Here is a 12,427-nt window from a genome sequence, read left to right as displayed (position 1 = left end):
TATCGCGTAGATCGTCCCTTGCGCCGAGGGACGGTGGATCGGGTCGGGGGCGTGTCGGGGTCGGGGGCGTACCCGGACCGGGAGGCCGTTTCGGGTCGGGAAGCCGTCCGCTCAGCTCTTGAGTTCGCCCAGGGTCGCTTCCACGGTGGCCTGGCCGCCGGCGCCGGCGCGGACCAGGCTCACCGTGGCCTTGTCGCCCGGTCGTTTGCCGCCCAGTGCCTCGGACAGGCTCGCGACGTCGGTGATCGGCTGGTCGTCGATCGAGGTGATCACGTCGCCCTGCCGGATGCCCGCCGCCTGGGCGGCGCCGCCCTCCTGGACGGAGACGACGCCGACGCCGGCGGCCCGCCCGTTGGAGCCCGCCACGGTGCGCACGGTGACACCCAGCGCGGCCTTGCCGGAGTTGTCGACCTTGCCGTTCCGGATGATCTGGTCGGCGATCGATTTGACCGTGTTGGCCGGGATCGCGAAGCCGATGCCGGGCGCCGCGCCGCCGTTGCTCTCCGGGTCGGTCGCGGCCAGGGTCGGGATGCCGATCACCTGGCTGTCCAGATCGACCAGCGCACCGCCGCTGTTGCCCGGGTTGATCGCCGCCGAGGTCTGGATCGCGCTGGAGATGGTCGCACCAGTCGAGCCGGTGCTCTGCGGTTCGCTGACGGTGCGCCCGACGGCCGAGACGATGCCCTCGGTGACGCTGGAGTCCAGGCCGAGCGGGTTACCCATCGCCATGGTGATCTGGCCGACCTGGAGCTTGGCGGAGTCGGCGAACCTGGCGGGCTTGAGGTCGCCGGGCGGGTTGTCCAGGCGGATCACCGCGAGGTCGTCGGGGGCGAACGCGGCGACCAGCTTGGCGGTGACCGGCTTGCTCGCGTTCGGGAGGGTGACCTCGAAGGTGGTGGCCTGACCGACCACGTGGGCGTTCGTGACGATGTTGCCCTTGTCGTCGTAGACGACGCCCGAGCCGAGCCCGGTCTGCGTGGTGATCTGGACCACCGAAGGCAGCACGTTGCGTACGACCTCCTGGTACTTCGCCTGGAGGTCGTTCGCGAGCGCGTTGCTCGGCGCGGCCGAACCCGAGGCGACGTTGCCGCCGGCGGTGGCGCCGTCCTGGGACGAGTCCTTCTTCGACCCGTCGTCGTCGCTGCACGCGCCCAGCCCGCCCAGGGCGATCACGGCGGCCGTCAGCGCGACCGTGACCCGTCGCCGCGTCGTCCTGCCCACGATGTCTCCCTCGGGTTCGGCGGCTGTCGCCGGCGACGGCCCGGATACCGATAGCGGGGCCGGTCCCCCGAGCATTCTTCGTACTAACCCCAGGATCGGACTTTTCACCGTCCCGCCGAGGCGGTGCCCCTTTCGCCATGTGCTTGTTCGTGTCAAGTTGGCCCCTCGGATCGACCCGTGATCACGGAACGACGCCGCAGGGCCGGAGAGGGTGGGCACGCACATGCTGACGCTTCAGGAGATCTCGGACCGGATGGAGATCCAGGACCTGATGGTCCGTTACTCGCACGCCGTGGACACCGGCGACTGGGACGCCCTGGACACGGTCTTCACCGCCGACGCCCTGATCGACTACTCGGCGATGGGCGGCTCCAAGGGCGGCCTGAAGGAGACGAAGGAGTTCCTGGCCTCGGTGATGCCGGGCTTCGGCGCCTACCAGCACCTGATATCGAACTCGTCGATCACCGTCGACGGCGACACCGCCACGGGCCGCACGATGTGTCACAACCCGATGGTCTTCAAGGGCGAGGACGACGAGACGCCGGGCCCGGTGATGTTCTGCGGCCTGTGGTACATCGACACGTTCACACGCGTGGCCGGCGAGTGGCGGATCTCCTCGCGCAGCGAGGAGAAGTCCTACATGTATGTGGCACCCACGGCATAAAAACGCGGGCGCAAAATCCGCCGAGCCGACCGGTGGGGTCGCGATAGCTTCGAACCATGATCCGCGAAGCCACCGCAGCAGACGTCCCCGCCATCCACACCCTCGTCCGCGAACTCGCCGACTACGAGAAGTTGCTGCACGAGGTCAAGTCGACGCAGGCCCAACTGCACACGGCCCTCTTCGGCCCGAACCCGGCGGCCTTCGCACACGTCGCCGAGGACGAGGAAAGCGGCGAGGTGGTCGGCTACGCCCTGTGGTTCACGACGTTCTCGACCTGGGAGGGCGTACCGGGCATCTACCTCGAGGACCTGTACGTCCGCCCCCAGGCCCGCGGCGGCGGCCACGGCACGGCGCTGCTCAAGCGCCTCGCCGCCATTTGCGTCTCCCGCGGCTACGCGCGCCTCCAATGGGCGGTCCTGGACTGGAACGAGCCCAGTATCGGCTTCTACGACTCCCTGGGCGCCCTCCCCGAACGCGAATGGCTCGGCTACCGCCTCACCGGCAACCCCTTGGCCCGCCTCGCCGAACGCTGACCCGACGCCCTCGGCACAGGCCACGTCCCCGCACCCGTTTTATGCAGCAACGCGGGTAGCCCTTGCCCCGGCTCGTCGCCATCTCCTAGCGTCCCCATAGGTAGTCGAACGAACACGGAGGGCGAAACATGAAGCTGTCGCGCGTCGCGGGCGGGAATCCGGAATGTCGGTCGAACGACTGCCCGACTGTCTTCACCACCGACCTGAACGGCACGATCGCCGTTCAAGGCTTCCTCGTGGATCACCGAACGCCCGAGGGGGAGGCAGTCGTCTCGCTGCCGGAAGAGGTGCTCCGGGAGGCCGCGCGTGCACTTGGCTGGTGAGCGCTGGACCGCGTTCTTCGACTCGTTCGCACACGAAGCGTTCAGACTGGAGACGCTGTCCGTATATTCCATGGTCGACGAAGAGCAGGAATACTCCGATTTCCTGGCCACCGGCCGTCTGGTTCTTCCCGAAGATGATCCGTGGCTTTTGAAGCTCGCCCACTACCGGAGGGGCGGCCGCCGGATTCGACGGGTCCACGTCGTCACACCGCCCCTGTCCAATTATCTTCGATACGAGTTCGCGGCGTATCGCTACAACGTCGCGGCCGGTGAAGACGTCAGAATTCTCGACACGACGCGCCTTCAGGACGTCCCGTCACTGCCTTCGGATTTCTGGATGCTCGACAACTCGAAAGTCGTAGAGATGCGATACGACGAACACGGCGCTCAAATCGCTCGCATTCTGCTGGAGTCTCCGGATCTCGCCTGGTATCGCCGGGCGAAGGAAACGGCAATCGCCCTGTCCGTCCCCCTCTCGGAATATCTCCCGGATTGACCTTCGACCCGCGACAGGCGGGCCGGGACCGACTGCGCCTGGCCTCGGCCCTGCGTGCCCTGCGGAACGCAAGCGGTCTCTCCGGCGAGCGCTTGGCCGTTCGATGCGCCATGTCGCAGAGCAAGATCTCCCGGATCGAAACCGGACGGACTCTGCCGTCCATCCTCGACGTGCGGCAGATACTGGAAGCCCTCGACGTGGATACCGCAACCGCAGACGAGATCACCCGCCTGGCGGAAGTTGCCAATACCGAGTACGAAGACGTCCGCACGTCGGTCCGGCGTGGTCTCCATCACCGCCAACGCGAGCTGGCGGCGCTCGAGGCCGGCGCCGATCACATCCGACATTTCCTGCCGGTGATGATCACGGGCCTGCTCCAGACGCCGGAGTACATGCGGCAGGCCCTGGCACCGGCCGTCGACCCCGCGGCCGGTGACACGGCACGGATGATGGCCATAAAGCTCGAACGACAATCGGTACTGCATGATCGTCGGAAACGATTCGACTTCCTTTTGACGGAGTCGGCGATCCGCTGGCAACTGTGCCAAGCATCGGCAATGGCGCTACAACTGGATCACCTTGTTGCCGTATCGAGACTCCCACAGGTCCACGTGCATATATTACCGCTCTGTCGCCGACTGGCGGATGCTCCGTTCAATACGTTCGTCGTCTATGGCGACCACCTGGTGACTGTCGAGTTGTTCAGCGGACAACTGGTCTTCCGTGACCCGAAGGACGTCTCATATCACCGAAGCCTGTTCGAGTACTTCACCGGTCTCGCGCTTTCCGGTGACGAGGCGCGGGCGGAAATCGAATCCTGGGCCGCATCCTTCCGGACGCAATCAATGCAGGAACGTGACTGAAATTGGACATCCGACAGCAGGCCCGAGTATCCATGGAAAGCGACTTCGAACTTTATCGAGGAGATATCCATGGGAAAGCACCGCGACCCCGCAACCGATGACGGACACAAGCCGCAGAAGCCGGTTCCGCCACCCATTCCACCGGACAAGCCCGCTCGTCCCGGCACGCCGAAGGGGCGGTGAGGCGGGTGTCCGTGGGCGCAGAGGGGACGCAGGAGGCCCGACTGGGTCTGCTCCGCCTGATCGAGGAGTCGGTCGGTGACTTGCCCCAAGGGTGGCGGGACGCCTTCGTGGGCATCCCGCGCCATGCGTTCCTGCCCCAGGCGGTGTGGTTGCGTCGGCCGGACGGCGATCGACACGAGCGCTGCGAGCGTGACGAGGACCCCCGACGCTGGTGGTCGGCCGCGTACGCGAACGAGCCGGTGGTCGTGCAGGTGTGCGACGGTGGCGCGCCGAGACCGGGCGGGCCGGAGTGGCCGTCCTCTTCCGCGTCGCAACCCTCGATCGTGGCGGCGCATCTGTTGGCCCTCGAAGTCACCGAAGGGCACCGCGTCCTGGAGATCGGCACCGGGACCGGTTGGAGCGCCGGACTGCTCGCGTATCGGCTGGGCGACCGACACGTGGTGACCATCGAGGTGGATGCGGCGCTCGCCCGCGCCGCACGCACCCGCCTGGCCGCGCTCGGGTGGCATCCCACCGTCGTCTGGGGAGACGGTGCCGATGGCTGGGCCACCGGCGCCCCCTACGACCGGGTCCTGTCGGGTGCGGCGGTGACCCACCTCCCGCCGGCCTGGATTCGGCAGTGCCGGCCCGGAGCCGTGATCGTCACGCCGTGGGCGACCGCCTGGACCGCCAACGGCACCCTCGTGGCCACCGTCGACGACCTGGGCCGAGCACACGGCCGCTTCCGCGCGGGCGGAGCGTTCATGCACCTGCGCGGACACCGCTCCCGGATCACCGACATCCGCCAGGTCGTCCTCTCGGACCAGGTCCCCGCGTCGAGCGGCACCACGCTGTCACCCTGGGACGTGGCCGGCGGCGACCCCGTCGCCGAGTTCGCGATCGGCCTGATGGTGCCCGGCGTCTGGCAGCACTGGGACGACGACCCCGACGTCGAGGGCGTACACACCCGCCTGTGGGTGGGCGACGAGGCCGGCACCTCGTGGGCGAGCGTCGACTACGACGGCCGGCGACTCGACGCCTTCACCGTGCGTCGACACGGACCGCGCCACCTGTGGAACGAGATCGAGGCGGCGTGGGCCCGCTGGTGCGCGGCCGGCCGGCCGAGCGTGGAGGCGTTCGGCTGGACCGTCTCCGCCGACGGCTCCCAGGAAGCCCGGATCCCCGACCCCACCTCCGGTGGGCTTCCGACCATGCAGGGTGTCGAAGCCCTGTCCTGGACGCTGTGAGCAAGACCGCGCCTTGCCGCTTTCGCTCCCGGGGGCGAGCCTCGCGGCGAGAATGCGGACCACGCAAGCATCCGATCCCCCGGAGGCGCACGATGCCCGACCCGCACAGCGGATTCGCGGAGCTCTTCGACTCGTTCGACACCGACGCGTTCCGATTGGAGACCCTCGACGACTACGGCCGGTCCGGCAATGTCGACGCCTACCAAGCGTTCCTCGCCGGAAAACCGCAGCCCGCCGACTACAACGCCCCCTGGCTCGCGAAACTTCGTACGCACACGGCGGCAGGCCGCCGCGTGCATCGGGTGCACGTGCTCACTCGCCCGCTCAGCCCCTATCTCCGCTTCGAACTGGGCTGGGGATACCGCAAAAACATGACGGCCGGTGAGGAATTCTTCATCCTCGACGTCACCGAACGCGCGAATCCCCTCGAAGGAGTGCCGGACTTCTGGCTCTTCGACTCGACCACCACCGCGGTGATGAACTACGACGAGGACGGAGCCTTCCTCGCAGCCGATGTGTTGCCGCTCGACTGGTCGGGGGAGTTCTGCCGTCTCCGTGATCTCGCGCTCGCCGAGGCCGTGCCGTTCGAGTCCTGGTGGGCCGAGTTCGGCGACCCCGCGCACTGAAGCCGTGGTCCGACGAAACATCACGACTCCGGCGAGGCAGGCGCGATGACGATCGTCGCGGCGGCGAACAGCGTCGGGAGGGCCGCCACCGTGAAGATCAACGGTAGTGGCACCCGGCCGATCAGGAGGCCCGTGGTCGCGGTGCCGGTCGAGGCGCCCGCGTTGAGTGCGGTGTTGACCCACGCGCCCACCCTGGTCCGGGAGTTCGCGGTCGCGCACGCGTCGGCCGACAGGTAGGCGGTGGTGATCGTCGGCGCCACGAAAGGGATCCGCAGCACGGCGGCATAGGAGGGAACCAGCGCGGGACGCGCGTCGGCACGAACGAAAGCGGGCTCGTCAGCCACGGTGTCGGGATTCCTCCGCGAAGTCGGCACGACCCGGCCGCACCGACAACCTGCGTGGGCGCTCGAACGACCGACCCCGTCGACGGCGGCTCGGCCGGAGCGGTCCTACGCACAGAGGAGGAACATGCCCGGCAATCTACCCACACCCCCGCGATCTCGACCCGGTCCCGAGCCGGCCGACATCGCCCCGCACGCCCGCGGAACGCCCGAGTCCCGCGCTACTTCTTCGGCGCCGCGGTCAACCCCGTGCACGGCCGCAACGTCTCCCGGCGGTCCAGGATGCGCCTGGACTCGGCACCGGTCACCGGCATCGGCACGCCGCGCTTGTCGATCGAGGCCGGGGTGAACTTCTCGCCGACGACCTTGCCGTCCTTGATGGTCAGGGTCGCCACGCCGGTGTCGTTCGAGTTCGGGTACGGCGACGTGCCGTACCACAGGAAGTTGCCGTAGCCGTAGCCCACATACGTGTCACCCAGCCAGCCCGCGCCCTGCATCACGTGCGCGTGCGTGCCCAACACCGCCGCCGCGCCCGCGTCCGCGAGCTTGCGCGTCACGCTCTTCTGGTCCGCGCTCGGGCACTTGTCGCCCTCGATGCCCCAGTGCATGTACACGATCACCACGTCCGCCTGTGCCTTCGCCTCCCGCACCGCGCGCACCAGGCGGTCGGTCTGCAACGCGGTGGCTATCCCGGGCTTGGCGTTGCCCGCCTGGTAGAGCTGGTTGGTGATGTCCTGCACCTGGCTCGCGGCCAGGAACGCGACCTTGACGCCCTTCACGTTCTTGACGAACGGGCGGTACGCCTGCTCGGCGTCCTTGCCGATGCCGACCACGCCGATCGGCGGGTTCCGCACCGCGGCGATCGAGTCCTCCAGGCCGACCTTGCCGTAGTCCACGGCGTGGTTGTTGGCCATGCTGACCACGTCTATGCCGGTCGACTGGAGCTCGGTCAGCGCCTTGGCCGGGGCCCGGAAGTGGTACGTCTTGTTCTCCGGCGTGCCCCGCTCGGTGATCGCGCTCTCCAGGTTGACCATCGCCAGGTCGGCCTCCGCGAGCGTCTTGCCGATCGGGCCCAGCGCGCCCTCGGTGCCGGCGTTCAGCCGCGACTGGGTGCGTTCGAAGAAGTGCACGTCGCCCGCGAGCGCGACGGTGATCTCCGTCCCGGGCGCGGCCGCGGCCGGCGGCGGCGCGGAGCCGGTGCCCGGAGCCCCCGAGGGGTCAGGCCTGCCGACCACGGGATCGGCGTCCGAGGCGTTCTTCGTCCTGCCCGACGAGTCGCCGGAGTCGGAGAGCAGTCCGCACGAGGCCAGACCGGCGATCAGCAGCGGAACGAGGCCGAGCGCGACGGTCCGGCGGCGGGGTATAGACACGCGGACAAGGTAGCCCAGCGACGTACGCGCCCGTACGTGCGCCGTGGCGTGACGAGGATTACCTCGTCCGCGTGCCACGCATCAGCCGTTCAGGGCCTCATAGACCCGGTCGCACAGCTCGGGGTGCATGTCGAAGTAGCCCTCTTCGTCCACCTCGAAGGCCCCGGTCCGGAAGCTCTCGGTGACCGTGCGCAACATCAGCGGGATCGACGCGTACACCATCGGCTCATCCGCGCCCTGCACGTAGCTCGCCACCTGGACGTCCGCGCCGTCCCAGACCGCCGCGTAGAAGTCGGCGGCCGGCGACACCAGCAGCGGCAGCCACTGCACGCCCTCCGGCTGGTCCATCTCGACCTCCTCGCGAAACTCCAGCGCCTCGGCCAGGCTGACCAGCACGTAGCCCGGTATGAACGACGCCTCGTCCACCAACTGGTCCGGCTCCTCGCGGGTGCCGTCCGCCCAGCCGAACCAGGAGACCAGTTCGGCGGGCACCTCGGCGCCCACCCGGGTACGGACCGCCTCTGCCGGCAGACCCGGCTCCAACAGGCGCACCACGGGGCGATCGAGGCCGACCAGCTCCGCCCGCACGGCGTCCAGGCCTTCGTGAACGGCGTCCATGCCACGTCCCTCGCGTTGTTCGTCTGCTTCGAATGCTTCGCGTCGCACGACCCGCGTCGATCGAGGGGCCGAGCCGAAGGGATCAAGCCTGACAGACGTTCGACCGATCGGCGCACGGTGCCTTGTTTCCGGGTTCGACGGGTAGCCGCCGAACAGACGGCCGGACCGACCGATCGAGCGAGGCATCGGCCAACCGGTCGCGGACCGCCACCGGACGACAAGGAGGGAGTGCGCGTGGACGCGTGGTTCGACCCGATCATGTCCTTCGCGGGTTCGCCGTGGGCCTACCTGATCGTCTTCCTCACCGCGCTCCTGGACGCGATGTTGCCGATCCTGCCGAGCGAGAGCTCGCTGATCGCGTGCGGTGTTTTCGCCACCGTCACGGGCTGGTCGCCCAACCTCTTCCTGCTCATCCTGGCCGGCGCGATCGGCGCCTTCCTCGGCGACAACATCACCTACGCGATCGGCCGGTGGGCCGAACCGTTCGCGAACCGGCACATGCTGAACGGCGAGCGCGGCCAACGGGCCCGCAAGCAGGCGGAACGCTGGTTGGCCGAACGCGGCGGCGCGATGATCGTGGTCGGCCGGTACATCCCCGGCGGTCGGACCGCGATCTCGCTGGTCGCCGGCATGGTCGAGTATCCGATCGCGCGATTTCGGGTGTTCACCGCGATCGCGGGCCTGACCTGGGCGATCTACGGCGTGATGCTGGGTTTCTGGGGCGGGACCGCCTTCAAGGACAGCCCGATCAAGGGCATCGGCGCGGGCCTGGCCACCGCCGCGGTGATCGCCGCGCTGGTCGAGGTCGTCCGCCGCGTCCTCGCCGCCCGCAACCGCCGCAGGCGACGCCGTGCCGGAGACGACGGGGACGGGCGTCCCGACGACGACGCGCCCGAGGAGCTCGAACCTCACACGGCGCGAACCCGCCCGGTGGACCCACCGGCGCGCTGATCCGCCCGTGCGCCGCGGCATGTGGCGACCCGGTGCCGAAACGCACGAGGCCACCGGGATGCCCCGATGGCCTGGTGCGTGTCGCCTGGTTCCGCCCGCGTGCTGCTCGCGTTACGCCGAGGGGTACGGGAGCGGCAGGACCGCGCTCGTCGGGAGCACCTCGACCTTGAGGTCGGGGTCCGGGCCCGCGCCCTGGAAGCGACCGAACTTGGGCACCGCGGTACGGCGGTACTTGGTGGTCGAGTGCTCCGGGTCCTTGTCGAACGCGGGGATGACCTTGTCGCCGAAGAGCTCGATCATCTCGAGGTTCTCCTCGTGCGTCATGCCGTCGTTGATACCGAAGACGAGCTGGTCACAGCCCACGTTCTGGTACGCCTCGACCTGCTCGCACACCTCGTCGGGGGTGCCGACGAGCATGTATCCGCCCTTGATCAGCTCGTCGAGCAGCTCGTCGCCGCCCATCGAGAGGTCGAACGTGGGCGACGGCCAGGTGATCGCGTCCGCCGACTTCGGCATGGTGTCGTGGTACAGGTTCACCAGGGTGACCAGGTAGCCGCGACCCTTGCTGAGCGCGATCTCGCGGGCGCGCTTGCGGTCGGACAGACAGATGACGGCGTTCGTCATCATCACGTTGTTGTTCTGGTAGTCGCCGATGATCTCGACCGGGTTCTCGGCGGCTTCCTTGTATGCCTCGATGCGGCCCTTGAGGTTGTGGACCGGTTCGAAGTTGAACGCGATCGCGCCGATGCCCATCGAGCCGGCCTTGCCGAAGGTTGCCGGGTTGCCGCAGGCGACCCAGATCGGCGGGTGCGACTCGCCGTACGGCTTCGGGTGGATGTCGTGCGGGGTCGGCACGGTGAAGTGGTCGCCCTCGAACGTGTAGTCCGTCTGCGCCCACATTCGGGGGATCTCGCGAACGACCTCGTCCCACTCGGTCTTCGTCGAGTTCTTGTCCATGATGTTGAACGAGGCCATCTCGTGGCTACCCGCACCACGACCGGTGCCCCACTCGAAGCGGCCCTCGGTGATGTGGTCCATCATCGCGGCGCGCTCCGCGTAGCGGACCGGGTGCTCCTTGCGCGGCGACAGGCTGTTGATGCCGGTCGCCAGGTGGATCCGCTCGGTCTTCGCCGCGACGTAGCCGATGACGACCTCGGGGGCCGACATGTGGCTGTACTCGACCAGACCGTGGTGCTCGCCGAACCAGGCGTACTTCCAGTTGTGCTTGTCGGCCTTGATGGCCAATTCCATCTCGCGCATGAGCACGAGGTGCTCGCTCGCGCGATCGTGAGCGGCCGGACCGGGGGTGTACCCGTTCAGGAAGATGCCGAACTCCACGTGGAGCCTCCCAAAATCGCCTGGTTCAACCAGCGCTGCGTACGCCTGTATGAGGTCTGCGTACGGGACAGTATGCGAGCGTCGGCCGGAACTTTGTTTACACGTGGCTAACGTCACGTCAGATGTCAGGCGCCGCCCGGGACATCGAGCTGACGCATAGTCAGATCCTCTCGCGGCAAAGGCCGAAGATCCAGCGGAACGGCCCTTTGTGGCCCGCGACACCCCTGCTGCGACCGCGCGGAAGCGCCCCGATGAACGCACCGGAAAACACCGACCGGCCCGAAATCGAAGGGTGGTCGACAATCACCGCCGCGCTTTTAGGGCAAGATCGTTTCGACGGGCGAAATGGGGCGCGTTCAAACCGCCTTGGTACGCGCCAACAACAAGGTCACGTCGTCCCGATGACCGGTCAGGTCGGCAAGCCCGAACAGGCGCTCGGCGGTCGCCTCCAGATCCAGGCCCCGGCTGCGCTCGAAGCGGTGCGCGAGCCGTTCCATACCCCGATCCAAGGACAACTGCGGTCCCTCGACGAGCCCGTCGGTGACCAGCACCAGGGTCTCCCCCGGGGCCACGGTCAGCGTCGTGTACGGATAGCCCTGATCGGCCAGCATGCCCAGCGGCAGCCCGCCCTCGACGTCCTCGATCCGCGGCGTACCGGCCGGATCCGCGAGCAGCAGCGGCGGGTGCGCGGCACGCGCGACCCGGAGGCTGCCGGTGGCCGGGTCCAGGTAGGCCAGCGTGCAGGTGGCGTAGGCCGGGCCGGGGAACCGGTCCAGGAAGTCGTTCACCAGGGCGAGCGTCCGGCCGGGGTCCGGGGTGACCACCGCGTACGCGTGCAGCAGGGTGCGGATCCTGGCCATGATCGGCGCCGTGCCCGCGCCGTGACCCTGGACGTCGCCGACCACCAGCGCGACCTGGCCGTCGTCCAGCGTGAACACGTCGTACCAGTCGCCGCCCACACCGAACTCGTCCTGCGCGGGCCGGTGCCGCACGGCCAACTCCAAGCCGGCGACCGGCTCCGGGTGGGACGGCGTCACGCCCGCGCGAAACGCCTCGGCGAAGTCGCGGTACGGCGGTGGCGGGACCGGCTCGGTGCCCAGCGCGCGAGTGACCCGGCCGGCCACGTCCGGCGGCATCCCGCCCGCCGCGGAGGCCGCCGCGGCGTCGGCGTACCAGTCGGTACGGATCGCCATCAGCGTGTGCGACTCCTCCTGCCACGCGTCCGTGCTGACCGTGAGGCTGCCGTCATCGCCCTGGTACACCCGCCAGGCGGTCGCCGGATCGTAGCGGTGGTCACGCGTTCCCGACGAAACCAACAACCGCCCGGGCTCCGCACCAACCGCACCCATGCGCCCTCCTCCTCACACCCGACCGACACAAGTCCCAACGCCCAAACCCCCCCAAGGCAACGGCCACTGCGCCGAACACCCACCCGAACCCCGCACCCGACCCGCCCAGCGCTCGACGACAACCGGCCCACAACCCAACCCAACCCGCCCTGCACTCGAGGACAAGCAGGCCGCAACCCAAACCCAGCCCGCCCGGCGCCCGAGGACAAGCAGGCCACAACCCAACCCAGCCCGCCCGGCGCCCGAGGACAAGCAGGCCACAACCCAACCCAGCCCGCCCGGCGCCCGAGGACAAGCAGGCCACAACCCAACCCAGCCCGCCCGG

At 68.7% G+C, this 12,427-nt stretch carries 14 protein-coding genes; 8 read left to right on the top strand and 6 right to left on the bottom strand.

Annotation, left to right across the window (positions count from 1 at the left end):
• Positions 1-111 precede the first annotated feature (111 nt).
• On the bottom strand, positions 112-1,221 hold the full coding sequence (locus ACIRL2_RS29430) for a S1C family serine protease (RefSeq protein WP_395864524.1): 1,110 nt from the start codon (positions 1,219-1,221) through the stop codon (positions 112-114).
• A 223-nt stretch (positions 1,222-1,444) separates the two neighbouring features.
• On the opposite strand from ACIRL2_RS29430, the gene ACIRL2_RS29425 reads away from it, so the two are divergent.
• The 7 genes from ACIRL2_RS29425 (at position 1,445) to ACIRL2_RS29395 (ending at position 6,135) form a co-directional block, all read left to right on the top strand.
• Positions 1,445-1,885 (top strand): nuclear transport factor 2 family protein, encoded by a 441-nt coding sequence (locus ACIRL2_RS29425; RefSeq protein ID WP_402235977.1) that lies wholly within the window; start codon positions 1,445-1,447, stop codon positions 1,883-1,885.
• A gap of 56 nt (positions 1,886-1,941) precedes the next feature.
• A complete protein-coding gene (locus ACIRL2_RS29420; RefSeq protein WP_395864528.1) occupies positions 1,942-2,418 on the top strand; it encodes a GNAT family N-acetyltransferase in 477 nt (158 codons plus the stop codon).
• 128 nt (positions 2,419-2,546) lie between these two features.
• Complete coding sequence (locus ACIRL2_RS29415; protein ID WP_395864530.1) at positions 2,547-2,741, top strand: hypothetical protein; 195 nt, start codon at positions 2,547-2,549, stop codon at positions 2,739-2,741.
• The gene (locus tag ACIRL2_RS29410; RefSeq protein WP_402235973.1) at positions 2,725-3,237 is read left to right on the top strand and encodes a DUF6879 family protein; all 513 of its coding nucleotides are present in this window, start codon (positions 2,725-2,727) and stop codon (positions 3,235-3,237) included. The genes ACIRL2_RS29415 and ACIRL2_RS29410 overlap by 17 nt, the downstream gene beginning before the upstream one ends.
• A complete protein-coding gene (locus ACIRL2_RS29405) occupies positions 3,234-4,100 on the top strand; it encodes a helix-turn-helix domain-containing protein (protein ID WP_402235970.1) in 867 nt (288 codons plus the stop codon). The genes ACIRL2_RS29410 and ACIRL2_RS29405 overlap by 4 nt, the downstream gene beginning before the upstream one ends.
• Positions 4,101-4,294: 194 nt before the next feature.
• Positions 4,295-5,509 (top strand): methyltransferase domain-containing protein, encoded by a 1,215-nt coding sequence (locus ACIRL2_RS29400; RefSeq protein WP_402235967.1) that lies wholly within the window; start codon positions 4,295-4,297, stop codon positions 5,507-5,509.
• 92 nt (positions 5,510-5,601) lie between these two features.
• The gene (locus tag ACIRL2_RS29395; protein ID WP_402235964.1) at positions 5,602-6,135 is read left to right on the top strand and encodes a DUF6879 family protein; all 534 of its coding nucleotides are present in this window, start codon (positions 5,602-5,604) and stop codon (positions 6,133-6,135) included.
• Positions 6,136-6,155: 20 nt separating this feature from the next.
• Here the strand turns inward: ACIRL2_RS29395 and ACIRL2_RS29390 are convergent, their stop codons facing one another.
• The 3 genes from ACIRL2_RS29390 to ACIRL2_RS29380 form a co-directional block, all read right to left on the bottom strand.
• Positions 6,156-6,479 (bottom strand): hypothetical protein, encoded by a 324-nt coding sequence (locus ACIRL2_RS29390; RefSeq protein WP_395864539.1) that lies wholly within the window; start codon positions 6,477-6,479, stop codon positions 6,156-6,158.
• A 218-nt stretch (positions 6,480-6,697) separates the two neighbouring features.
• Complete coding sequence (locus ACIRL2_RS29385; protein ID WP_402235961.1) at positions 6,698-7,846, bottom strand: CapA family protein; 1,149 nt, start codon at positions 7,844-7,846, stop codon at positions 6,698-6,700.
• Positions 7,847-7,927: 81 nt separating this feature from the next.
• Positions 7,928-8,464: a hypothetical protein gene (locus ACIRL2_RS29380; RefSeq protein WP_395864543.1), complete on the bottom strand. Its 537-nt coding sequence runs from the start codon at positions 8,462-8,464 to the stop codon at positions 7,928-7,930.
• Between the two features lie 234 nt (positions 8,465-8,698).
• Here ACIRL2_RS29380 and ACIRL2_RS29375 point away from each other — a divergent pair, with 234 nt between their 5' ends.
• Positions 8,699-9,415, top strand: a complete 717-nt coding sequence (locus ACIRL2_RS29375; RefSeq protein ID WP_402235958.1) for a DedA family protein — start codon at positions 8,699-8,701, stop codon at positions 9,413-9,415.
• A gap of 111 nt (positions 9,416-9,526) precedes the next feature.
• Here the strand turns inward: ACIRL2_RS29375 and ACIRL2_RS29370 are convergent, their stop codons facing one another.
• Positions 9,527-10,753 (bottom strand): LLM class flavin-dependent oxidoreductase, encoded by a 1,227-nt coding sequence (locus tag ACIRL2_RS29370; RefSeq protein ID WP_395864547.1) that lies wholly within the window; start codon positions 10,751-10,753, stop codon positions 9,527-9,529.
• Between the two features lie 356 nt (positions 10,754-11,109).
• Positions 11,110-12,102 (bottom strand): PP2C family protein-serine/threonine phosphatase, encoded by a 993-nt coding sequence (locus ACIRL2_RS29365; RefSeq protein WP_402235957.1) that lies wholly within the window; start codon positions 12,100-12,102, stop codon positions 11,110-11,112.
• Positions 12,103-12,427 lie beyond the last annotated feature (325 nt).

Origin of the sequence: Embleya sp. NPDC127516, assembly GCF_044765325.1 — a bacterium.
GTDB lineage: Bacteria > Actinomycetota > Actinomycetes > Streptomycetales > Streptomycetaceae > Embleya.
This window is presented reverse-complemented; position numbering and strand designations above follow the sequence as displayed.